Source organism: Kitasatospora sp. NPDC001309 (assembly GCF_042896295.1).
In the GTDB taxonomy this organism is placed as follows: Bacteria; Actinomycetota; Actinomycetes; order Streptomycetales; family Streptomycetaceae; genus Kitasatospora.
The window spans coordinates 1-21,149 of sequence record NZ_JBIAXC010000052.1; the positions used below are offsets into that span (position 1 = coordinate 1).

Genomic DNA, 21,149 nt, shown 5'->3' on the forward strand with positions numbered 1-21,149 from the left:
AAGGCGACGCTGAGCTTCTGGCTGCACATCGACACCGCCGAGACCGGCAGCACCGCGTACGACAAGCTGGCCGTCTCGGTCAACGGCACCACGCTCAAGACCTACTCGAACGTGGACGCCGCGGCCGGCTACCAGCAGCGCACCTTCGACCTCTCGGCCTACGCGGGCCAGACGGTCACCGTGAAGTTCACCGGCACCGAGGACTCCTCGCTGCAGACCAGCTTCGTGATCGACGACACCTCCGTCCAGACCGGCTGAGGTCGCACCGGCTCCTGAGGGACCGGTGAACCAGGGCAGGTGAGGGGCCCGGCGGCTACGGCCGCCGGGCCCTTGTCGTGCTCCGGGGAACACTCCGGCCGTGCCTCGGCTGTGCTCCGCTCCGTGTCGATGCAGAAACGAATCTCCTGGGACCTTGACGGCCTGTTCCGGTCGCCCTAGGTTCAGCGCTGCAAGTTTCCGGCAAGTTACAGAAGCTTCTTGCAGACTTCACCCCGGCTGCCCCACCCCAGCCACCCCCAGGAGACAACGTGGTCACCACCCCCACCCGCGGGCCCGCCCGCACCCGCCGGCCCGCCCGCACGGCCGGCGCGCTCGCGGCCTCGGCGGCGCTCGCCCTCTCGCTCGGCACCGCCCTCGGCGCCCCCGCCGCGCAGGCCGCTCCGCCCGCGAACAACGGCAAGGACGTCACCGCCACCCTCTTCGAGTGGCGCTTCGACTCGGTCGCCCAGGCCTGCACCACCACCCTCGGCCCGAAGGGCTACGGCTTCGTCGAGGTGTCGCCGCCCCAGGAGCACATCCAGGGCCCGCAGTGGTGGACCTCGTACCAGCCGGTCAGCTACAAGATCGCCGGACGGCTCGGCGACCGCACGTCCTTCAAGAACATGGTGGACACCTGCCACGCGGCCGGGGTGAAGGTGATCGCCGACGCCGTCGTCAACCACATGACGGCCGGCTCCGGCACCGGCACCGGCGGCACCGCGTACACCAAGTACAACTACCCCGGCACGTACCAGGACCAGGACTTCCACACCTGCCGCCAGCCGATCACCAACTACCAGGACCGCGGCAACGTCCAGAACTGCGAGCTGGTCAACCTCGCCGACCTGGACACCGGCAGCGACTACGTCCGGAGCACCATCGCCCACTACCTGGACGACCTCGGCTCGCTCGGCGTCGACGGCTACCGGATCGACGCCGCCAAGCACATCGCCGCCACCGACCTCGCCGCCATCAAGGCCAAGACGGCCAACCCCAAGGCCTACTGGGTGCAGGAGGTCATCTACGGCGCCGGCGAGCCCGTCCAGCCCACCGAGTACACCGGCAACGGCGACGTCGACGAGTTCCGGGTCGGCACCGACCTCAAGCGCGTGTTCACCGCCGACAAGCTCGCAAGCCTCAGCACCTGGGGCGCCTCCTGGGGCTACCTGCCGAGCGACCAGGCGCGCAGCTTCGTCGACAACTGGGACACCGAGCGCAACGGCTCCACCCTCAACTACACCTACGGCAGCACCTACACCCTGGCCAACGTCTTCCTGCTGGCCTCGACCTACGGCTCGCCCAACGTCTACTCGGGCTACGGCTTCAGCGGCAACGACGACGGCCCGCCCAACGGCGGCACCGTCAACGCCTGCTACCAGGACGGCTGGAACTGCACCCACGCCTGGCGGCAGATCGCCAACATGGTCGGCTTCCGCAACGCCGTCGCCGGCACCGGGGTGACCAGCTGGTGGTCCAACGGCAACAACGCGATCGCCTTCGGCCGCGGCAACCGGGGCTACGTCGCGATCAACCACGAGAGCGGCGCGATCACCCAGACCTTCCAGACCGGACTGCCGGCCGGGACGTACTGCGACGTCCAGCACGGCGACCCGCAGCCCGGCGGGGGCTGCACCGGCCCGACCTACCAGGTGGGCGCCAACGGGCAGTTCACCGCGACGGTCGGCGCGGGCGACGCGGTGGCGCTGTACGTCCAGCCCGGCACGGCGGTGTCCGGCGCCTCCTTCAACGTCAACGCGACCACCTCGTACGGGCAGAACCTGTACGTGGTCGGTGACGCCGCGGCGCTCGGCGGCTGGGACCCGGCCAAGGCGCTGCCGCTGTCCTCGGCCGGGTACCCGGTCTGGTCGCTGGCGCTCTCGCTGCCGGCCGGCACCTCCTTCCAGTACAAGTACCTGCGCAAGGACGCGAGCGGGGCGGTGGCCTGGGAGTCCGGGGCCAACCGGGCGGCGACCGTGCCGGGTTCGGGGAACGTCACCCTGAACGACACCTGGCGGCCGTAGCCCTCTGCCCGTACCTGGGACCCCCGTCAGCCCACGGCTGACGGGGGTCCCCCGTGTGAGTGGCGGCGCCGTCCCGGACCTCCCGGGCGGGGGCGGCGCTGGCACCATCACGGGATGAGAGCCACCCCCCTCGTCCTGGACCTCGAACTGTGCGGCGGCCGTTGGGACGGCCACCGCAAGCGGGTCCACGCCACCGCCCCGCCGCCCGCCCTGCGGATGGTGCTGCGCGCCGAACTGCCCGTCGTGGAGGACGGCGAGTACTGGCCGACCACCAGCGTCTACCGGCTGGAGCGGCGGGGCTGCGGGCTGCGGTACCGCCACTCGCACGACGAGTGAGCGCTCCGCCGCCGGGCGCTCCGGCGGGCGGGCGAACTGGAGGACGGGCGCTCCGGCGGGCGGGCCTCAGCCCCGCCCGATGTACGGCATCGCCGACGCCATCACGGTGGCGAACTGCACGTTGGCCTCCAGCGGCAGCGCCGCCATGTGCCGCACGGTGCGGGCCACGTCCGCCACGTCCATGGTCGGCTCGGGCGCGATCCGGCCGTCCGCCTGCCGCACCCCGGCGCTCATCGCGGCCGTCATGTCGGTCGCCGCGTTGCCGATGTCGATCTGGCCGCAGGCGATCCGGTACGGGCGGCCGTCCAGCGAGAGCGACTTGGTCAGGCCGGTGACCGCGTGCTTGGTCGCGGTGTAGGCGATCGACTGCGGGCGCGGGACGTGCGCGGAGATCGAGCCGTTGTTGATGATCCGGCCGCCCTGCGGGGACTGCGCCCGCATCTGCCGGAAGGCGGCCCGGGCGCAGAGGAAGGCGCCGGTCAGGTTGAGGTCGACCACCGCCCGCCAGTCCTCGACCGCCAGCTCGTCCACCGGGACGGCCGGGCCGAAGATCCCAGCGTTGTTGAACAGCAGGTCCACCCGGCCGTGGTGTCCGACGGCCGTCGCGAACAGCGCGTCCACCGCGGCCGGGTCGGTGACGTCGGTCGGCACCACGTCGGCGGGCAGCACGCCCCGGGGGAAGGCCGCGGCCGTCGCGTGCAGCTGCTCGGCCCGGCGCCCGGCCAGCACCAGCCGCCAGCCGGCCGCGGCCAGCTCCACCGCGACGGCCCGGCCGACCCCGCTCCCGGCTCCGGTGACGACGGCGATCTGCTCCAGCATGGCGCTCTCCTCGGTGGCTCGACGGCTCGACGGCTCGGTGGCTCGGTGGCTCGGTACCGGTACGGTCACACTCTTCCCGGATCCGGTCGAAGAGGGTGCCGGAGCGATCGTTCCGGATGTGCGGGCCACCGTCACTGGGCAAAGCGTCCAAAACCCGGACGGCCGGACGGGCCGGTGCCCGTGCTCCCCGCCGGGCGGCCCCCGCCGTCCGGCGGGCGCGGTGAAGACCTTTACCTGATCGCGAACAAACATTGGATTTCCGGTGGCCACCTCGCAACCGGCCCGCCCCGGGCCACGTCATAAGATCGCAGGGAGGTGCCCTTCCGCGACGGACGGCGCACCACCGCTCCGGGGACCGCACAGCGCCCGCGCCCCCGGGCCTGTCCGGCCCCACCGGGGGGCCGCCGCCCGGTCAGACGGACCGGGCGCGACATCGGTCGGAGAGTCCTCACCGTGCTTAGGCAGTCGTCCCGTTCCCGTGCCGTCCTGACCGGCGCCGCCGTGCTCACCCTGGCCGCCTCGCTCGCGGCCTGCGGAGGGTCCGACGGCGGGAAGGGGAACGGTTCCTCGGCCGACGGCACCCCGGCGGCGACCACCGGCACGGGCGGTGCGAGCGCCACGGGCAGCGCCGTCCCCGGGACGCCCACCGCCGACCAGCCCACCCCGGGCAACGGGAAGGTGCTGATGCCGACCGGCCCGGCCGCCAGCCTCAACAAGGTCCGGGACACCGGCGCCGGCCCGATCATGATGACCAAGGTGACCGGCGCGAAGTCCGGCGTCACCGGCCAGGTCTGGGTCTGGCTGCCGCCCGAGTACAACGACCCCAAGTTCGCCAAGACCGGCTTCCCGGTGCTGACCCTCTACGCGGGCGGCCAGAGCAACGGCTACAACACCTGGACCGACAACCAGCTGCCGATCCAGGAGGCGGACGAGCAGCTGGCCAAGCAGGGCAAGGCCCACCCGTTCATCATGATCATGCCGGTGCAGAACTTCAACAGCGACGAGAAGAACGCGCTGGACTGCTCCGACATCCCGGGCCAGCCGAAGATGGGCACCTGGATGGCCGAGGACATCCCGGCCTGGGTCCGCGCCAACTTCCGCACCTTGAAGGGGCGCGACAGCTGGGGCGTGATGGGCGCCTCCACCGGCGGCTTCTGCAGCGCCAAGATGGCCCTCCAGTACCCGGACGTCTACAAGGCCGCCGTGCCGATCGACGGCTACTTCGTCCCGGACTCCGGGCTGTGGAAGGGCCACGACGCCGAGAAGGCGGCCAACAACCCCAACCTGCTCATCACCCAGGGCAAGGCCGACGTGAAGATGTACGTCACCGCCGGCGGGGCCAACGGCTACGAGAAGGACCTGGTCAAGAGCTGGGTGGCCAAGGCCGTCGCCCCGGTGACCATCCAGTACTACGAGCAGCCCGGCGGCAAGCACCTGACCTCGGACTTCAAGAAGATGATCCCGGACACCCTGCAGTGGCTCAGCGCCAACCTGGAGGGCCCGGCCTCGGAGTGATCCGGGCCCCGGGAGGGGGCGGCCGCAGCAGCCGCCCCCGCCCCCGCGCAGGCCCGTGACCTGCGCGTCAATCGGACATTGATTCGCTTCTGATCGACTGCGAGCACCTTGGATGGGGCGGTCCTCACCGGCCGCCTCCTCCGTCCTCACCAGCCGTGAAGAGAGTGCCATGCCGATCCACCTGCTGCCCCCGCCCGCCGTCTCCGTCCCCGCCCAGGCGGTGCCCGGAGTCGACCCCCGGGACGCGTACGGGCCGGCCACGGACGAGGAGCCGGTCACCGTCCGGTTCGCCGGCCTGCGGCTGGTGCACGCGGCCCTGCGCCGCGACCTCGCGCGGCTGCCCAACGCGCTGCGGCTGCTCCAGCCCGAGGAGGAGGACAAGGGCGAGGCCGTGCTGCGGCACTGGACCTTCATGACCGCCATGCTGACCTGCCACCACGAGCAGCAGGACACCCGGATCTGGCCGATCGTGCGGCGCTTCGCGCCCGAGCTGCGCCTGCTGCTGAACTGGCTGGAGGCCGACCACCACAACCTGGACCACTCCTTCACCCGGGTCACCACGCTGGTCCGGATCGCCAGCCGGGACACCGGCAGCGCCTGGCCGGTCGCCTACGCGATGGAGGACCTCGCCGCCCGGCTGGAGACCCACCTGCGGATCGAGGAGCGGCAGCTGCTGCCCCGGATGGAGCGGGTGGTGGCCGACAGCTCCCGGCTCGGCGGCCTGGCCGAACTGCTCGACCTGCTGCGCGGGGCCGACGGCCCGGGCACGGCGGACGCGCTGGCCTGGCTGCTGGACGGGGTCGACCCGGTGCTGGTCGAGCGGCTGCTGGCCGAGTGCGACGACGACGTGGCCCGCAACTGGCCGCACTGGCAGGCGACCTACCAGCGCTGCACCGCGCCGCTGTGGGGGGCGGCGGGCGAGGGCGTGGCCGGCGGCGGCCTGGGGAGCCTGGTCGACTGAGCGCCGGTCCTTTCGCGGGCCGTTGATCTACGCGCGTGGCACGTGCCGGAGACATATGCCCGGCGCGCGGCCGACTCGCGTCGGAGCCGTTGTCGAGCCCTTGCCGAGCCGCTGCCGAGCTACTGCCCGATGCTCGGCCGACGTCCTCAACTCCCTTGTCCCCCTAGGGGATTCGACCCATCCGTCTCGGGGTCGAGGCGGTCCCCGCCCCGGGGTTGCGACCGGGGGAGGCGTACCGCCGGCGGTCGATGGCGCCCGGCCCGGCACCCCCTACCGTCGGAGCCATGACCTCAGCCCGCAGCACACCCACCGCACCCCGTACCCGCGGCCGTGTTCCTACCCGCGCCCATGGCCGCCTGCTGCCCGCCGTCCGTCGCCCGGCCCTGCTCGTCTCGGCCGCCGTCCTGACCCTGGGCGCCGGACTGACCGCCTGCGAGGGCGGCGTCGCCCTCTGCCTCGACGACAACAGCTGCACCCTGTCCGTCCGGACCGACGGCGCCGACGCCTCCAAGACCGTCAAGGTCTTCGGCGGTGACCACCCGTTGGACATGACCGTCGGCCGCATCACCGACAAGAACGCCGAAGTGACGATCGGCGGCGACAAGAAGACCGTCGACAAGGACAGCGAGTCGACCGTGGGCGGGGTCAAGGTGACCCTGCGCAAGGCGGACAAGGGCGACCACTACGCCGAACTCCACGTCAACCGCTGACCGTTCCGCCGCAGCGCTCCCCGGCGCGCGGCCGCTCCTGCCCCTACTCCGGCAGGCGGTTGAGCCACTCCAGCGGAGCGACCCGGATCGACGTGTGCGGCGAGCCGTCCCACTCCACCGGAAGGCCGACCGTCTCCACCGCGGCCACCACGGCCCGGCCGATCTCCACCGTCCGCTGCTCCGCCGCCCCGCCCGACTCCTCCCCGCCCGACTCCGCTCCGTCCGACTCCTCCCCGGTGCGGAAGCCGCCGTAGCGCAGCATCAGCCCGCGCCCGGCCGCGGCCGCCTCGGTGTCCTGCTGGTGGAAGAAGACGAAGCCCCGCGAGTCCTCGTCCGCCTCGCCGCCGATCTCCGCGTAGCCGCAGGCGGCGCAACAGGTGAAGTCCATCGCCGCGACGATGCCCTGGTCCTCCAGGAGGTCGAAGGCCCGCTCCAGCCGGTCCACGTCCGTGAACTCCGGCCAGTGGGCCTGCTCGGCGAGCCGTTCCTCCCACAGCGGAGCGACGATCCGCTCCGCCTCCTCCTGCGTCAGCCCCTGGTCGTCGAGGACCTCGACCAGGGACTCGGCTATCTCGTCCGGCTCCTGGAAGCCGCACCGGATCAACTCGCCTGCCCGTTCCTGGGCTTCGAGCAGTACGTCGGAGGTGAGCGCGGTGTCCCGGGTCATGCCCGCATCCTGGGTCATGTCCGCATCCTGGCACCCGGCACTGACAATTCCGGGCCGAGGCCGGCACCCGTGCGCTACCGTCCGGCGGTGACCTCTCTGCTGCAACCCCCGCTGATCACCCGGCTGCTGGCCGCCGAGCGGATTCTGATCGCCGGCGCCGGCGGGGGTTTCGACGTCTACGCCGGACTCCCGATCGCCCTGGCCCTGCGGGCGGCCGGCAAGGACGTGCACCTGGCCAACCTCTCCTTCACCCACCTCTACGGGCTGCCCGGTGAGGTCTGGCACCAGCCCGACGTGGCCAGGATCGGGCCCGACACCCCCGCCCCCGAGGGCTACTTCCCGGAACGCACGCTGGCCCGCTGGCTGCGGCTGCACGGGATGCCCGACACCGTGTGGGCCTTCCCGACCGTGGGCGTCAGACTGCTCCGCGAGGCCTACCGCACCCTGGTCGCCCACCTGGACGTGGACGCGATCCTGCTGGTGGACGGCGGCACCGACATCCTGATGCGCGGCGACGAGACGGGACTCGGCACGCCCGAGGAGGACATGGCGAGCCTGGCCGCCGTGGCGGGCCTGTCGGAGGTGCCGGAACGGCTGGTCGCCTGCCTGGGCTTCGGCATCGACGCCCACCACGGCGTCAACCACGCCCTGGTGCTGGAGAACCTCGCGGCGATCGACCGGGCCGGCGGCTACCTCGGCGCCTTCTCCATCCCGCGCGGCAGCCGGGAGGGCGCGCTCTACCTGGACGCCGTCGAGCACGCCCGGGCCGCCTTCCCGGAGCACCCCAGCATCGTCAACGGCTCGGTGGCGGCCGCGCTGCGCGGCGAGTTCGGCGACGTGCAGTTCACCGAGCGGACCAAGGGCGGGCAGCTCTTCGTCAATCCGCTGATGACGCTCTACTTCGGCGTCACGGTCGAGGCGCTGGCCGCCGAGAACCGCTACCTGGACCGGCTGGAGCACACCGTGCTGACCCGCCAGATCTCCACCCTCATCGAGGAGTTCCGGGACGAGCTGCCCAGCCGACGGCCGCCCCGGCAGTTCCCGCACTGACCCCGGGGGTCGGGGAGCGGGTGCGGGGGAGCGGGTGGTGGGGAGCCGCTGCGGGGGCGCGGCGTGTGGGGGACGCGGGGTGTGGGGGCGCGGCTTCCGGCGACTCAGTGCGGTGCGAGCCGGAACTCCAGGTTCCCGAACCGCACCTGGTCGCCCGGCCGTACCGGGATCCCGCCCGCGATCCGCCGCCCGTTCACATGGGTGCCGTTGGTCGACCCGAGGTCGTACAGCACCCAACCGCCGTTCTCGTGCCGCAACTCGGCGTGGTTCCGGGAGACCGAGGCGTCGTGCAGCCGCAGCCCCGAGCCGGGGATCCGGCCGATCGTCAGCAGTCCCGCCCCGGCCTGCGGCAGGCTCAGCCCGGGCAGTCGCTCGGTGCGCCAGGCCCGGTTCAGCCGGGCGCCGAAGGCGGAGGCCCGGCCGACCGTCCGCAGGACGAAGCGCTCGACCGGCCCGCCGGTGGGCAGCCCGGCCACCGCGGCGTCCAACTCGTCGCGGCTGGTGGCCTGGAGGACGATGTCCATCCGGCCGAGGAAGGTGTCGTGCGACAGCCGGCCGCTGCCCGCACCGTCCCTGAGCAGCCCGAGCGCCTGGTCCCGTTCGGCGTCGGAGGGCCGGACGGCGCCGGTGGGGAGCTCAGGCTGCGTCATGGCCCGATTGTCGGTTCGACCGGCTTCGACTGTCCAGATCGCGCGCGGTTCCGGCGCATGGTTCGTACCTCACTGAGCGACAGACGCCCGCTCCACCTGCACGGTTCCCGCCGGGTCGGGTGCCTCCGGCCCGCTCGGTCGGGCCGTCAGCCCTTCCGGGCAGCGGCCAGGATCTTCTCCGTGGTGTGCAGGAACCGGGAGGTCACCGCCCCCCGGTACGACTTACCGAACATCTCCTTGGTGACCCACTTGCCGTCCTGGAGGTGGACCACCACGTACGCCGCGCCCGGATCGGTGCCCAGCACCTCGAAGTCGCCCTTCGGCGAGCGGTGCGGCCCGGAGAGCTCGGCCGGCAGCGGCTCGGAGAGGAAGGCGATCACCAGCCGGACGTCCGGGGTGACCTCGACGCCCCGGAACGGCTCGGCGGCGAGCAGCGAGGCCACCTCGTCGACCGTCCGCAGCAGCACCGGCACCGGGTAGCCGAGCGCCTGCTCCAGGTGCGCCTCGATCCGCGCGGTCAGCGCGGCCCGGTCGGGCTCGTCGGTCCGGAAGAAGACGTTGCCGGTCTGGATGTACGAGCGGACGTCCGCCAGCCCCAGCTCGGTGAAGAGCGCCCGCAGCCGCTCCATCTTCACCGTGCGGCCGCCGACGTTGATGGCGCGCAGGAACGCGATGTACCGGGTGGAGGCGTTCGAGGTGGTCACCCTGCCAGTCTGGCACCGCCCACCGACAACGCCCGCCCACCGACAACGCCCGCCCACCGCACCCCCTCGCGCGCGCGGCACCGTTCGTACCCGGCGGTTGTCGGTGCCGGGTGCCAGACTGGCGCCATGGCTACCTGGCAGGATTTCGAGCACGAGGCACCCGAACTCGCGGCCCTGGTACGGGCCCGGTTCGACGCCAACAAGCACCACGTCCTGGCGACGCTGCGCAAGGACGGCTCACCCCGGGTGAGCGGGTCGGAGGTCGACTTCGTCGGGGCCGACGCCTGGCTCGGGTCGATGTACGGCGCGGTCAAGGCACGCGACCTCCAGCGGGACGCGCGGTTCGCGCTGCACGCCCACCCGGGCGACGAGACCATGGCCGGCGGGGACTCCAAGCTCTCCGGCCGCGCGGTGGAGGTCACCGACGAGAACGAGCTCGCCGCCTTCACGGCCGACCTGCCGGAGCCGCCGCCCACCCCGTTCCACCTCTTCCGGCTGGATCTCCAGCAGGTGGTGCACACCAGCCTGGACGGCGACGCCCTGTGGGTCCTCAACTGGCACCCGGGCCGGCCGGTGGAGCGGACCCAGCTCCACTGACCGATCGGCCCGGAACGCCCACGGCAGGTCGGAACGCCTACGGCAGAACGGACTTGAGCGCCTCGGGAGTCCGGGCCACGACGGCGTGCCCGTCGTCCGCGGTGATGATCGGGCGCTGGATCAGCACGGGGTGCTCGGCCATCGCCGCGATCCAGCGCGCCCGCTCGCCCGCCTCCCGGGGCCACCCCTTCATCCCCAGCTCCTTGGCGACCGGCTCGTCGGTGCGGGTGATGTCCCACGGCTCCAGGCCCAGGCGCTCCAGCACCTGCTCCAGCTCGGCCGCGGTCGGCGGGTCCTCCAGGTAGCGCCGCACGGTGTACTTCGCCCCGGCGGCGTTCAGCTCGTTGAGCGCCGACCGGCACTTGCCACACCGCGGATTGATCCAGATCTCCATGCCGACCAGCCTATCCGCGCTGCCGCCCGGCCCCGGACCCGTCGCCGCCGGTCCGGGGCCCGGTCCGTCTCCGGTCCGTCTCCGAGTCCGGCGCCGCCGGGTCCGTCGGCGGTGGGAACTCCGCCGTGCCCGCCCGCTGTTCACGAACCAGGAACCAGCACGTCGGAGGGGAGCACCAGATGGACGGCGCCGCGATCATCGAGCAGCTGATGACCACGGAGGTCAGGACCGATCCGTACCCGCTCTACGCCAGGGCGCACGAGCTCGGCCCGGTGGCCCCGGCCGGGGACGGCATGTTCGTGGTGAGCGGCTACGCGGCGGTCGACAAGGTGCTCCGCACGCCCGCCTTCGGCGTCGCGACCGCCGAGATGACGGCCGGCCTCGCCCCGGAGTTCGCCGCGCACTCCTCGCTCGCCCTGTTCGGCCGCTCGATCCTCCAGCGCAACGCCCCCGACCAGCCCCGGGTCCGCTCGCTGATCGCCTCGGTGTTCACCGCCCGCCGGGTCGCCGCCCTGCGCCCCGCGGTGGAGGCGGCGATCGGCCGGCTGCTGGACGGGATGGCCGAGCAGGGGGCGGACGGCTCCCCGGTGGACTTCATGGACGCCTTCGCCTTCCGGCTGCCGGTCGGGGTGATCTGCGAGCTGCTCGGCGTGCCCGAGCGGGACCGCTACCACTTCCGCGACCTCGCCTCCGACCTGACCGTCGCCCTGGAGGTCACCCAGGACTTCGACGAGCTGGGCGCCGCCGACCGGGCCGCCGACGAGCTGTCCGACTACTTCACCGCGCTGATCGCCGAACGGCTGGCCCGCCCGCAGGACGACCTGGTCAGCGACCTGGCCCGGGTCGCCGTCGAGGACGGCGGGCGGCTGTCCGGCACCGAACTGCTGGCCAACCTGGTGCTGCTGCTGGTGGCCGGCTTCGAGACCACCACCAACCTCCTCGGCAACGGCCTCGCCCTGCTGTTCCGCCATCCCGAGGTGGCCGCCGGACTGCGCAGCGGCGCGGTCACCCCGGCCGGGTTCACCGACGAGGTGCTGCGCTTCGACTCCCCGGTCCAGGCCACCGCACGGGTCGCCCTGGAGGAGGGCCTGTCGGTCGAGGGCCTGCCCGTCCCGGCCGGCAGCGGGCTGACCCTGCTGATCGGCGCGGCCAACCACGACCCGGCCCGGTACGAGCGGCCGGCGGTGTTCGACCCGTCGCGCACGGACAGCCAGCCGCTCAGCTTCGGTGGCGGCACCCACTTCTGCCTGGGCTCCCAGCTGGCCCGGCTGGAGGGCGAGCTCGCGGTGCCCGCCCTGCTGGACCGTTTCCCCGGGCTCGCCCAGGGCGGCGCCCCGACCCGGCGTGACCGCCTGGTGCTGCGCGGTTACGAGACGCTGCCGGTGACCCTCCGCTGACCGCGCCCTTGCCCCCCACTCCCGGTCCTCTCCCGGCCCGGCGCGGTCCACGCGCCGGAACCCGGGACGTCGGCCATTCGTGACGGGGGCGTCCGTGGGGGAGCATGGAGGGACCAATCCTGTCATTCCTGGCGAATCGCCCAGGTCCGGTCAGCCAGGAGGCCCCCGCCGTGTCCGCCCCCCGCCCGCCGCAGCTCGCGGTCGCGCAGTCCCGGGTGCCGCGCTGGGTGCCCTGGCTGCCGGTGGTCCTGCTGCTCCTGGACCTGGCCACCGAGGCCGTCGTCCCGGACGCGGTGGCGGCCGGCTTCCTGCTCACCGCCCTGCCCGTGGTGGCCGCGTTCAGCTACGGCCCGGTGCTGACCGCCACCACCACGGGCGGTGCGCTGGCCCTCCAGCTGCTGCTGGCCCTGCGCGCGGGCCACGTCAACGAGCAGCACCACGTCTGGGTGTACATCGCCACCGCGCTGTCCGGGGTGATGGGAACAGCCCTGTCCTGGCAGCGCACCCGGCAGAACCGCACCCTCTTGCAGGCCCGCACCGTCGCCGAGACCCTGCAGCGCACGGTGCTGCGGCCGGTGCCGGAGCGGGCCGGCGGCCTGCGGGTCGCCGGACTGTACCGCCCGGCGCAGGCCGAGGTGCTGGTCGGCGGGGACCTCTACGAGGTGTGCGACACCCGCTTCGGCGTCCGGGTGCTGCTCGGGGACGTCCGCGGCAAGGGCCTCGGCGCGGTCCGCACCGTCGCCGACGTGCTCGGCGCCTTCCGGGCGGCCGCCCACGACACCCCGGGCCTGGTCGAGCTCGCCGACCAGCTGGACCGCGCGGTGCTGCGCGACGCGGCCGACCGCGGCGACGACGAGCTGTTCGTCACCGCCGTCCTGCTCCAGTACCGCCCGGGCACCGACTGCGTGGAGTTCGTCAACCGCGGCCACACCACCCCACTGCTGCTGGGCCGGGGCACCATCGCCCCGGTGGCCTGCACCGACGAACTCCCGCTCGGCCTGGGCCACCTCCGCCCCGAGGACGAACCCGCCAAGCCGACGACCGTCGCCCTCCCCCCTGGGCACACCGTCCTGCTCTACACCGACGGCGTCAGCGAGGCCCGCGACTCCACCGGCGCCTTCTACCCCCTCGCCCCGCGCCTGGCCGCCCTGGCCAGCACGGCACCGGACCGAGTGGTCTCCTTCCTGGCCCAGGACGTCCACCAGTACGCCGGCCTCCTCGCCGACGACCTCGCCGTCCTCGCCCTCACCCCCGAATGACCCCGCACCGCCCGGCGCGACGGCCGTGCTGCACGAAACGGGTCCCTGTAGGTCAGCGATCAGCTGACCTACAGGGACCCGCTCACGCCGGGGCCGGGACTCTTACAGGTCGTAGTTCTGATCGAACACGCCTCTGACCTGCGGAAATGTGGGTCGCATGGAAGATCATTTCACAACCAGTGCACACGCGGCGGCCTCAACGGATGAGAGGCGCCGAAAGGTGCCGGGTGGTCATGAGAGGTCGCGCCGCTTTCCCGTTGTGTGGCCTACGGAGAGCTACCGAAGTGCGAGCCCTTCCCTGGCAGCGAGGTGGGCGACAGGGTCCTACTGGTCCGCCACGATGAAGCATGCTCGGTCGTAGAGTTCGTCGAATGTAATGACCTCGATGCCTTGGACGGAGGATCGGTAGAGTTCGAAGGAGCTGAGCTTTTCTGGGTTGACCTCGCCGTCGTGTTTGAATTCGGCCAGGCTGCCGATCACGAGGACCTGGCGGGGTTTGGTGGTCGAGAGTTCGGTACCGGTTGGGGTGCCGTCGGCCTGGTAGAGCCGGGTCAGTTCCTTGGAGATCAGCCGTTGGGCTTTGTGGACGGTCTTCTGCACCTGGGCGACTCCGCCTCCGAGTTCCGTCGAGGCCTGGTAGACGTCCGGGGTGCGGTAGAGGGTCTTGGCGAGCAGTGGCGTCTCATGGGTCTTGATTTCGCAGAACAGCATGCTGCTGATGAAGCCTTTGGAGCGCATGATTGCGTCGATCCGCTTGCCGGCTCCGGTGAAGATGTTGGCCCCTGTGGTGATGCGTTCCAGCTTGCCGTCATCGAGGGCCTCGCAGGCGAGGAGATTGAGACCGTAACCGAAGATCCAGGAGTTTCCTTCGAAGTATTCCTGCCAGAGCGCTTCGCTGGACTTGGCGGTTCGGTCCTTCTCCTTCTGAAAATATTCAGGGTCGTTCAGCAGCCGGTCGAAGCGCTGGAGCTGGATCTTGCGGTTGCTAATGAGGCGGATTTCTTCTTCGGTGAGCGAACCCCCGATGGCGGTTTTGAGCGCTTGCAGGAGCATGGTCCGGTCCTGGCCGGTCAGAACTTCGGCGAGCTCATCGGCATCGCCGACAGTCAGACCGGTGCGACTGCCCGGGGTGTGGAGACCAGTGCATCCTTGGAGGAAGTTGATGACCTTCCAGAAGTTCTCGTGGGCGTCGCTGGTGTCGACGACCGCCTTGATGAGCTGTGTGCTCTCGGTGCCGGGAATGACCTCCATGGCCGCTGCCTTCTCGGCTTTGCTCTTGTCCTTCTTCCACAGCTTGATTCGGGGGGAGTAGGTATCGCCCTTCCTGATGATGGTGACGTTGCACAGCGTCGCTACTTGGGGTCGGTCGTCGAGCACGAAGTCGGTGACCGGCCTGTTCGCCCGAGTGTCGTAGAGGTAGCGGAAGCCGCCGTCCGCAGCGGAGCGGATCTCAAGGTCGGAGAAGTCCTGGCGTACAACGTCGAAGTCGGTGGAAGCGAAGCTGATGTGGGCACCGCGGATCACGGGGGAGGCCGGTGTGACCGCTCGGCCCCTCCAGTCGTGCGGGATGTAGGGCATCGGCCCCACGTCGCCTTCGACCACGAGCGACTGCACGTCGTCACGTCCGAGCCGTGCGAGCACTGGGCCCAGGCGCTGCCAGATCGCATCGGCCACCGCTGGCGTGAACGCCGGGAGGAGCGGGCGGTCGACTGTGAGGACGGCTTCAGACGCGCTGGCAGTCCAGTTGTCGCCCGGCATGGGGTGGTAGAAGCTGCCGTCGCGGCGCAACGTGAGCGTGGCCTTGCGCAGAAGGTCGCGGGCGGCCTCCTGCCCGTCGCAGTCGAGGAGGCTGTAGACCTGACCGAGAACGAGGTCGAGCTTGCCCGCGTCATCGTCGTTCAAGGGCAACGAGACCAGCGGGCCGGCTGCCTGTACCCGGACCGGTGAGTAGACCGGCCGGCCTGACAGGAACTGGTAAGCGCGAAGTGCCCAGCCATCGGGTTCCAAGAGGCGGTTCAGTTGATCGACGTGCCGAGAGGCTTGGTCGACGTCGGAAAGCACTTCCGGGTGCAGGGCCTCCACGAGGAAGGCGAGCAGTACCTCGTCGGGCCCGGAGCGGAGCCCGAGGCGCGCATCCATGAAGATCCAGTCATCGTCCCAGTCCTCGTTGTTGAACCGGTGCTGGACGATGTCGCCGCGCGCAGTGGCGAATCGGCTGTCGGTCGACGGCAACTCGTCGAGCCTATACAGCCGCTCCAGGAACGCTGTCTCGTCGTCGAGTCGCCCCCACCACGGGGCGCCGGTCCCGCGCAGGTAGTCAAAGATGTCGCGCCGCGTCACTGCGGTGATCTTCGCCGTCGCAGGTGTAGCTGGCGAGGCGATGGGCAAGGTCATGCGCTCAGAATGGACTTACATGCGCCAACTCGTCTGCCGATTAACGACTTTTGAGGCAACAGTCTGCTGCCCACCCTGACGGCGCTGGAGAAGACCCACTGCCGATGGACAACGCCGACCGCAAGCCCGACCAGGCATGGGTGGAGAGGGTGGTTGCCATCGTCGGCCTGACCGACCGCCTCAAGCACCGCCCGACCGAGCTGTCCGGCGGCCAGCAGCAGGGCATCTCGGGAGCCCTCGCTCGCGGCAGGGTCGGGGACGACTGAGTGCCCTGGCGACTCCCAGCCAAACCCTCTTGGCCAGAACAGTGTTGGACCGTGATCCTCAGCCAGGACGACATCGTGCCAGTGCTTCAAGGTATCCGCGGGCCCGATCATGCGTACGGCTCGCACGATCTCGTAGAGTCGCCACATGAGCACACTTGGCGGTGACTTGGAGGAGCTGATCGATGCCTGGGTGGAGGAGCAGCTCGCTTTGTCGCCCCAATGGTCTGCGGAGCGCTTGGAGACCATCTGGGCCCTGCTGGGGAGCCGGCCTCCGGACCAGAAGGGCTCGACGGGCGCAACGTCACGACGCCGCCCGCAGCCTACCGAGAACCGAGCTGATCCGCGGCCGCGACGTTCCAGGGCTTCGCCGAGTCTGAGCGTCGGAGGCTCGCGTCACCCGGGCGGCTACGCGGCCTGTCATTGGTGGCAGTGACTGGCACCTTAAGCATGAGTCCGCGGACATCTCCAATTGATGGCCGATTGATGGAAGTTACTTCCAGGAATTCTGCCGTAGCGCCTCCGGCTGCCTTCCGTCGGGTGTGTGAGCCGGGGTAGTGTCCCTGCGGCCAGCCGACCGGCGCCCTTGCCGGATGCCTCGCTTGCCTTTCTTCTGGACCTCCTCCAGTCTCTGCATCCGCCGGAGACCGAGTCCGCAGCGAGCATCTGGGAAGCCGCGTACTGGTCGGCAATCCGGGCGGTCGCTGACGATCCCCGGCCCGTGTTCGGGGGGCGAGTCGCCGACGTCAGAGGTGCCGTCCGGTGTCAGTTCGGTTTCGGCGGGCTGGAGCGTGTGGCCCTTGACAGGTTCGGGGCTGCTTGGCGAGGCGTATAGGTGGGGGGCAAGATAACGCCGCAGGCATAAGAGCGTCCGCCAGTAGGCGTTGACCTGGGCTATCGGATTCGGGGGGCTGCGCGGGCGGGTGTCTTACCGGTGGGTATGCCAGGGTCGTCGGACCAGGCTACGGACGGTGATGACGTCCGTGCCTCAGGTAGAGGACCGCATCGCCGCCGCTCGGCGGGGGCCGTGCCGCTCCGCCTCAACGCGAACATGAGCCTGAGGAACTGCACAGGAAGCGGGACCCGGTCAGAGTCGTCGGATGGCGCGCGGAGGCGGCCCTGGCGGCCTTGCGACGCATCGTTCAGTGGCCCATGGCGGAGTACAGCCGGCTACCGGTCTTCGGGTCTCAGGTCCGGATGGCAAGGGCGAGGACGGTGTCGAGCGCAACTTCCAAGGGTCGCGTGCTCCGTTGTACCTGGGCGAGTAGCAGTCCGCCTTGCAGGGTGGCGAGCATGGTGGTGGCGAGGTCGTCCGGGTCGATGCCGGGTGCGAGCTTCCCGTCGGCGTGAAGCGACCGGAGTCCTTCGCTGATGGCAGCTGACCATCGCTCGAATCCGGCGGCGATGAGGGCTCGGGCCTCGGGATCGCTCTCGGCGAGTTGACCGCCGAGCGAACCGAGTGGGCAGCCGCCCTTTGCCTGGCTGTGCTTCACGCCGGCGATCAGCATGTCCCGCCAGGCTGCGACTCCGTCTTCACCGCTGAGCGCCTCCCGATTGTGGTGGACGAGGGTGTCGGCCTGGTGGTCGATGACCGCCTGGAGGAGCTCGTTCTTGTCGGGGAAGTAGTGGTAGAGCTGCGAGCCGCTGACCTCCGCTGCCCCCTTGACGTCTTCCAGGGTGGTACCCGCGACCCCGCGCTCGTGGATCAAGGCCGCAGCCCCCTGCACGATTCGGCCCCGGACGCGCTCGCCCTTCGCGGTGAGCCGCGGCCGGTCGTTCGTCTTGTTCGCCATGGACCCATGGTAGCGATTCTGAGTTTGACAGCCCAGTCTGGCCGGGATCAGACTGAGTTGCGCAACTCACTTTGCGGGCCGCGTGACTCGCCACCGCAGCACCGGCCCCGCGAAGCAGCATGAGCCGTCCCACCTGAACAGCCCCACAGAAGACGAGAGGTAATCCCGATGAGCACACTCCCGGGAAAGACCGTGATGATCACGGGCGCCAACGTCGGGATCGGCAAGGACGTGGCCCGGCAACTGGCCCTGCGACCGGAGACGGCCCGCATCTACCTGGCATGCCGCAACCGAGACCGGGCGACAACGGCAAAGGCCGACCTCGAAGCCGCTACCGGCCGGCGCATCTTCGACATCGTCGTCATGGATGTCGCCGATCTGGGCTCGGTCCGAGCCGGCCTTGCGGCCATCGACGGAACCGTCGACGCATTGGTCATGAACGCCGGCGTCATCGGCCCGCGGTCGATGGAGTTGACCGCCGACGGGGTCACCAAGGTCTTCGCGACGAACGTTCTGGGCCACGTCGCGCTCCTCGAAGGACTCCTGGCCGAGGGGCGGCTCGGCGAGGTCGCGGTCCTCGCCGGAAGCGAAGCAGCCAGGGGACTGCCGATGCTGCGGATGAAGCGGCCGTCCTTCGCCTCGACCTCTGCCGACGAACTCGCCACCGTCATCGACGGCAGCTACTTCGCCGACGGAAAGACCGACTTCAACCTCGCCTTCGGGCAGGCCAAGTACATCGGGGCCCTCTGGATGGCCTACCTGGCCCGCCAGCACCCCGACCGCCGCTTCATCACCGTGAGCCCCGGCGCCACCACCGGCACCCAAGCCTCCAACGACATCGCCCTACCGCTGCGCATGGCGTCCAAGTACGTCCTGCCCGCCCTGGGGATCTCCCACAAGCTTGAGGTCGGCGCGAAGCGACTGGTCGACGGTGTCACCGACCCGACCCTGTCCAGCGGCGTGTTCTACGCCAGCGCGGCCAACAAGCTGAAGGGCCCCCTGGTCGACCAGGCGGACATCTTCCCCGACTTGGCCAACCCGTCGTTCCAGGACCACGCCAACGACGCCATCCACCGCTTCATCGTGTAGAGCGTCGGCCGGTACGCCAAAACGGAGAGGGTGGCACGACGGAGGCAGGTTTGATGATCATGGAGTTGCCTACGCTATGTGATCATCTGGGGGGTTGGTGTCCGTCGTGCCCGCGTCCATCATCGACCCGATCCGTGAGGAGTTCCTGAGGCTGATCCCTGCCCGGCCCGATTCGCACCCGCTGGGGTGCCACAACCCGCGGATCGCGGACGCGGTCGTGTTCGGCCGGCTTGTCCTGGCGCTGGTCTCGGGGATGGGCTACGAGAGGGTCGCTGACCGGGCCTGTTCGGCGACCACGATCCGCCGGCGGTGGGACGAGTGGATCGAGTCCGGTGTCATCGGCCACCTGCTCCTCGCGGTACTGCGAGCGTACGACCAGATGGTGGGCCTGGAACTCGAGCACCTCGCCGCCCGGTGTGAGGCCCTCGCGATCGAGCGGCTGCGGGCAGGCAGCCCTTGATTGGCCTGACCAGGATGCCGTCGATGACGAACGGCGGCATGCAGCGCGGCATCTACGGCCGTGCGGAGAGCCCGTACAGCGCCTATCGGCTGGGGGAGTGCCTACGGCTCCGGGGCCTCCACGGGCTGGAGCGCCGCGACGACCACCACGTTCGGTGCGTTCGGCCTGGGCGAGCACTCAGGACCGAGGGCCGGGTGCCCTGGCCGACGGTCTGCTGGCCGCCGTGCTGATCGGCCTGGCCGCTCAACTCGCTCGACGGCCTCCGGCGGGCAGACCCGCTGGCCGGCTACGTCCTCGTCTACTACGCGGGCGCGAGGTCAGGGAGATCTTCTTCGGCGACCACTGACGGCTCCGGCGCGGTTGGAGCCCAGGGGGCTGGTCCTGTGCGAGGGCGAACCTGCCGTGCGTCTGTCGTGGGCGCTTGGCGATGACAGCATCACCGCCGTGCCGACCGGAAGGGGCGAACTCGGTACCGCCGCACCTCACGGACTCGTGCGTGCTGCCGCCGGCAACCATCAGGCGGGTTCCGAACGGTGGAGGGTGTGCGGCTCCTACTTCGGGTGTCACGGGCGGTCGGTGAGGTGCTGGCGGAGGGCCGCGAGTCGGGCGAGGCAGGCGTCGATCGAGGCGATGGCGGTGTCGATCTCGGCGCGGGTGCGGTCGGCGACCTGGTCGAGCTGATCCTGGAGCCGCTGCCAGCGTTGCTCAGCGGTGGCGTGATCAGGTACGTCGCTGGTCGTTGTCATGCCGGAGTTCTTCGGTGTGGGCGGTCGGGGGTGTCGAGTCGGATCGCGCGGTCCGGGTGGGGGTCGGCGGGGCGGGTGTCTCGCGCACCGGGCGTCATCCTCTGGATGGCTCGGGAAGTTGTCATCGGATGGATGACATGCTAGAACGGATTCAGGTGAAGCGCACTGGCAACCCATATCCAATGGAGGTGTTTCGCGATGCTGATGCGCACTGACCCGTTCCGCGAGCTGGACCGTCTGACCCAGCAGTTCCTGGGCACGAACGGCACCTGGTCGCGTCCGGCCCCGATGCCGCTGGACGCCTGCCGCGTGGGCGACGAGTACGTGATCTCCTTCGACCTGCCCGGGGTGGACCCGCAGGCGATCGACATCGATGTCGAGCGGAACATGCTGACCGTCAAGGCCGAGCGCCGTCCGCGCCACGAGGGTGAGGACGTGAAGTGGGAGCTGTCCGAGCGTCCGCTCGGCGTGTTCTCCCGCCAGGTCATGCTGTCCGACACGCTCGACCCCGAGGGGATCAGCGCCGACTACGACGCCGGGGTGCTGACGCTGAAGATCCCGGTCGCCGAGAAGGCCAAGCCCCGCAAGATCGCGATCAGCCACCGCAGCGAGCGCAAGCAGATCCAGGCCTGACCCCACGCAAGCGGCGCTGTCCCGCGCGGCTCCCCCCACCGTGCGGGACAGCCCACCCCCGGGCCCCACCCGGACCCGCCCCCCGAGCACGCCGAGTGCTGTGCAGGCCGAACCGACAGCGAGAACGTCATGCACACCCTCCACACGGCGGCCGCCCTGGTGACCGCCCGCGGTGACCTCGACCTCGCCACCGCCCCCGAACTGCGACGCAGCCTGAGCGCCGCACTCCGGACGGACCGCGAGGTGGTGCTCGACCTGGCCGGTGTGGAGTTCATGGACTGTGCGGGCCTGGGTGCGCTGGTGCACGCCCAGAATCAGGCCGACCGCCTCGGCGCCCGCCTGATCCTGCGCGGGGCCGGCTCCCGGGTGCTGCGCCTGCTCAGGCTCACCGGCCTGAACCGGCGGCTGATCGTCGAACCCTGACCGCGGGCGC

The 21,149-nt window shown here is 70.8% G+C and carries 20 protein-coding genes and 3 pseudogenes; 15 read left to right on the forward strand and 8 right to left on the reverse strand.

All coding sequences use genetic code 11. The annotated features are described in order from the left end of the window. From ACFY2K_RS35995 to ACFY2K_RS36005, 3 genes and pseudogenes are all read left to right on the forward strand, one after another. Window positions 1–258: pseudogene (locus tag ACFY2K_RS35995) on the forward strand (hypothetical protein); the annotation flags it as partial. 269 nt (window positions 259–527) lie between these two features. After that, on the forward strand, window positions 528–2,279 hold the full coding sequence (locus ACFY2K_RS36000; RefSeq protein ID WP_387716888.1) for a carbohydrate-binding module family 20 domain-containing protein: 1,752 nt from the start codon (window positions 528–530) through the stop codon (window positions 2,277–2,279). 114 nt (window positions 2,280–2,393) lie between these two features. Beyond that, a complete protein-coding gene (locus ACFY2K_RS36005; RefSeq protein WP_375892623.1) occupies window positions 2,394–2,615 on the forward strand; it encodes a hypothetical protein in 222 nt (73 codons plus the stop codon). Between the two features lie 66 nt (window positions 2,616–2,681). Here the strand turns inward: ACFY2K_RS36005 and ACFY2K_RS36010 are convergent, their stop codons facing one another. Continuing rightward, complete coding sequence (locus tag ACFY2K_RS36010) at window positions 2,682–3,434, reverse strand: SDR family oxidoreductase (protein WP_387716891.1); 753 nt, start codon at window positions 3,432–3,434, stop codon at window positions 2,682–2,684. 453 nt (window positions 3,435–3,887) lie between these two features. Between ACFY2K_RS36010 and ACFY2K_RS36015 the strand changes: the two genes are divergently transcribed. The 3 genes from ACFY2K_RS36015 (at window position 3,888) to ACFY2K_RS36025 (ending at window position 6,620) form a co-directional block, all read left to right on the forward strand. Next, on the forward strand, window positions 3,888–4,949 hold the full coding sequence (locus ACFY2K_RS36015) for an alpha/beta hydrolase (RefSeq protein WP_375892620.1): 1,062 nt from the start codon (window positions 3,888–3,890) through the stop codon (window positions 4,947–4,949). A 169-nt stretch (window positions 4,950–5,118) separates the two neighbouring features. Further along, the gene (locus tag ACFY2K_RS36020) at window positions 5,119–5,910 is read left to right on the forward strand and encodes a hemerythrin domain-containing protein (protein ID WP_375892619.1); all 792 of its coding nucleotides are present in this window, start codon (window positions 5,119–5,121) and stop codon (window positions 5,908–5,910) included. A gap of 284 nt (window positions 5,911–6,194) precedes the next feature. Beyond that, window positions 6,195–6,620, forward strand: coding sequence for a hypothetical protein (locus tag ACFY2K_RS36025; protein ID WP_380522751.1), 426 nt, complete (start codon window positions 6,195–6,197; stop codon window positions 6,618–6,620). Between the two features lie 43 nt (window positions 6,621–6,663). On the opposite strand, the gene ACFY2K_RS36030 is transcribed toward ACFY2K_RS36025, so the two are convergent. Further along, entirely contained in the window at window positions 6,664–7,305 is a 642-nt protein-coding gene (locus ACFY2K_RS36030) for a DUF6891 domain-containing protein (protein ID WP_387716894.1), read from the reverse strand. A 69-nt stretch (window positions 7,306–7,374) separates the two neighbouring features. Between ACFY2K_RS36030 and ACFY2K_RS36035 the strand changes: the two genes are divergently transcribed. After that, on the forward strand, window positions 7,375–8,337 hold the full coding sequence (locus tag ACFY2K_RS36035) for a DUF1152 domain-containing protein (RefSeq protein ID WP_380522750.1): 963 nt from the start codon (window positions 7,375–7,377) through the stop codon (window positions 8,335–8,337). A gap of 104 nt (window positions 8,338–8,441) precedes the next feature. On the opposite strand, the gene ACFY2K_RS36040 is transcribed toward ACFY2K_RS36035, so the two are convergent. Then, the gene (locus ACFY2K_RS36040; protein ID WP_375892613.1) at window positions 8,442–8,987 is read right to left on the reverse strand and encodes an FHA domain-containing protein; all 546 of its coding nucleotides are present in this window, start codon (window positions 8,985–8,987) and stop codon (window positions 8,442–8,444) included. Window positions 8,988–9,133: 146 nt separating this feature from the next. Further along, window positions 9,134–9,691 carry a DUF1697 domain-containing protein gene (locus ACFY2K_RS36045; RefSeq protein ID WP_380522749.1) on the reverse strand — a complete coding sequence of 186 codons (558 nt, stop codon included), beginning with the start codon at window positions 9,689–9,691 and terminating at the stop codon, window positions 9,134–9,136. A gap of 126 nt (window positions 9,692–9,817) precedes the next feature. Here ACFY2K_RS36045 and ACFY2K_RS36050 point away from each other — a divergent pair, with 126 nt between their 5' ends. Next, window positions 9,818–10,288, forward strand: a complete 471-nt coding sequence (locus ACFY2K_RS36050; protein ID WP_380592734.1) for a pyridoxamine 5'-phosphate oxidase family protein — start codon at window positions 9,818–9,820, stop codon at window positions 10,286–10,288. Between the two features lie 37 nt (window positions 10,289–10,325). Here the strand turns inward: ACFY2K_RS36050 and ACFY2K_RS36055 are convergent, their stop codons facing one another. Then, complete coding sequence (locus ACFY2K_RS36055) at window positions 10,326–10,682, reverse strand: arsenate reductase family protein (protein WP_375892608.1); 357 nt, start codon at window positions 10,680–10,682, stop codon at window positions 10,326–10,328. A gap of 179 nt (window positions 10,683–10,861) precedes the next feature. On the opposite strand from ACFY2K_RS36055, the gene ACFY2K_RS36060 reads away from it, so the two are divergent. After that, window positions 10,862–12,079: a cytochrome P450 gene (locus ACFY2K_RS36060; RefSeq protein WP_387716897.1), complete on the forward strand. Its 1,218-nt coding sequence runs from the start codon at window positions 10,862–10,864 to the stop codon at window positions 12,077–12,079. A 170-nt stretch (window positions 12,080–12,249) separates the two neighbouring features. Further along, window positions 12,250–13,338, forward strand: a complete 1,089-nt coding sequence (locus ACFY2K_RS36065) for a PP2C family protein-serine/threonine phosphatase (protein WP_375892604.1) — start codon at window positions 12,250–12,252, stop codon at window positions 13,336–13,338. A 324-nt stretch (window positions 13,339–13,662) separates the two neighbouring features. On the opposite strand, the gene ACFY2K_RS36070 is transcribed toward ACFY2K_RS36065, so the two are convergent. Continuing rightward, window positions 13,663–15,732, reverse strand: a complete 2,070-nt coding sequence (locus tag ACFY2K_RS36070) for a Shedu anti-phage system protein SduA domain-containing protein (protein ID WP_387716899.1) — start codon at window positions 15,730–15,732, stop codon at window positions 13,663–13,665. 60 nt (window positions 15,733–15,792) lie between these two features. On the opposite strand from ACFY2K_RS36070, the pseudogene ACFY2K_RS36075 reads away from it, so the two are divergent. Further along, window positions 15,793–15,974 (forward strand): annotated as a pseudogene (locus ACFY2K_RS36075) (ABC transporter ATP-binding protein); the annotation flags it as partial. 1,208 nt (window positions 15,975–17,182) lie between these two features. Here the strand turns inward: ACFY2K_RS36075 and ACFY2K_RS36080 are convergent. Continuing rightward, on the reverse strand, window positions 17,183–17,788 hold the full coding sequence (locus tag ACFY2K_RS36080; protein WP_380528119.1) for a TetR/AcrR family transcriptional regulator: 606 nt from the start codon (window positions 17,786–17,788) through the stop codon (window positions 17,183–17,185). Window positions 17,789–17,983: 195 nt separating this feature from the next. Here ACFY2K_RS36080 and ACFY2K_RS36085 point away from each other — a divergent pair, with 195 nt between their 5' ends. Continuing rightward, window positions 17,984–18,877, forward strand: coding sequence for an SDR family NAD(P)-dependent oxidoreductase (locus ACFY2K_RS36085; protein ID WP_387716941.1), 894 nt, complete (start codon window positions 17,984–17,986; stop codon window positions 18,875–18,877). A gap of 97 nt (window positions 18,878–18,974) precedes the next feature. Beyond that, window positions 18,975–19,289 (forward strand): annotated as a pseudogene (locus ACFY2K_RS36090) (IS5/IS1182 family transposase); the annotation flags it as partial. Between the two features lie 611 nt (window positions 19,290–19,900). Here the strand turns inward: ACFY2K_RS36090 and ACFY2K_RS36095 are convergent. Next, entirely contained in the window at window positions 19,901–20,083 is a 183-nt protein-coding gene (locus tag ACFY2K_RS36095; RefSeq protein WP_380528125.1) for a hypothetical protein, read from the reverse strand. Window positions 20,084–20,281: 198 nt separating this feature from the next. On the opposite strand from ACFY2K_RS36095, the gene ACFY2K_RS36100 reads away from it, so the two are divergent. Both ACFY2K_RS36100 and ACFY2K_RS36105 read left to right on the forward strand, forming a co-directional pair. Further along, on the forward strand, window positions 20,282–20,716 hold the full coding sequence (locus tag ACFY2K_RS36100; RefSeq protein WP_380589726.1) for an Hsp20/alpha crystallin family protein: 435 nt from the start codon (window positions 20,282–20,284) through the stop codon (window positions 20,714–20,716). Window positions 20,717–20,845: 129 nt separating this feature from the next. After that, on the forward strand, window positions 20,846–21,139 hold the full coding sequence (locus ACFY2K_RS36105; RefSeq protein WP_380528131.1) for an STAS domain-containing protein: 294 nt from the start codon (window positions 20,846–20,848) through the stop codon (window positions 21,137–21,139). Window positions 21,140–21,149 lie beyond the last annotated feature (10 nt).

What these genes read in the sequence shown, in the direction of transcription:
- ACFY2K_RS36100 (WP_380589726.1), top strand. Translation starts at nt 20,282, where the DNA reads ATGCTGATGCGCACTGACCCGTTCCGCGAGCTGGACCGTCTGACCCAG.
- ACFY2K_RS36055 (WP_375892608.1), bottom strand. Translation starts at nt 10,682, where the DNA reads ATGGAGATCTGGATCAATCCGCGGTGTGGCAAGTGCCGGTCGGCGCTC.
- ACFY2K_RS36050 (WP_380592734.1), top strand. Translation starts at nt 9,818, where the DNA reads ATGGCTACCTGGCAGGATTTCGAGCACGAGGCACCCGAACTCGCGGCC.
- ACFY2K_RS36025 (WP_380522751.1), top strand. Translation starts at nt 6,195, where the DNA reads ATGACCTCAGCCCGCAGCACACCCACCGCACCCCGTACCCGCGGCCGT.
- ACFY2K_RS36060 (WP_387716897.1), top strand. Translation starts at nt 10,862, where the DNA reads ATGGACGGCGCCGCGATCATCGAGCAGCTGATGACCACGGAGGTCAGG.
- ACFY2K_RS36030 (WP_387716894.1), bottom strand. Translation starts at nt 7,305, where the DNA reads ATGACCCAGGATGCGGGCATGACCCGGGACACCGCGCTCACCTCCGAC.
- ACFY2K_RS36010 (WP_387716891.1), bottom strand. Translation starts at nt 3,434, where the DNA reads ATGCTGGAGCAGATCGCCGTCGTCACCGGAGCCGGGAGCGGGGTCGGC.
- ACFY2K_RS36005 (WP_375892623.1), top strand. Translation starts at nt 2,394, where the DNA reads ATGAGAGCCACCCCCCTCGTCCTGGACCTCGAACTGTGCGGCGGCCGT.
- ACFY2K_RS36070 (WP_387716899.1), bottom strand. Translation starts at nt 15,732, where the DNA reads ATGACCTTGCCCATCGCCTCGCCAGCTACACCTGCGACGGCGAAGATC.
- ACFY2K_RS36040 (WP_375892613.1), bottom strand. Translation starts at nt 8,987, where the DNA reads ATGACGCAGCCTGAGCTCCCCACCGGCGCCGTCCGGCCCTCCGACGCC.
- ACFY2K_RS36080 (WP_380528119.1), bottom strand. Translation starts at nt 17,788, where the DNA reads ATGGCGAACAAGACGAACGACCGGCCGCGGCTCACCGCGAAGGGCGAG.
- ACFY2K_RS36020 (WP_375892619.1), top strand. Translation starts at nt 5,119, where the DNA reads ATGCCGATCCACCTGCTGCCCCCGCCCGCCGTCTCCGTCCCCGCCCAG.
- ACFY2K_RS36085 (WP_387716941.1), top strand. Translation starts at nt 17,984, where the DNA reads ATGATCACGGGCGCCAACGTCGGGATCGGCAAGGACGTGGCCCGGCAA.
- ACFY2K_RS36105 (WP_380528131.1), top strand. Translation starts at nt 20,846, where the DNA reads ATGCACACCCTCCACACGGCGGCCGCCCTGGTGACCGCCCGCGGTGAC.
- ACFY2K_RS36095 (WP_380528125.1), bottom strand. Translation starts at nt 20,083, where the DNA reads ATGACAACGACCAGCGACGTACCTGATCACGCCACCGCTGAGCAACGC.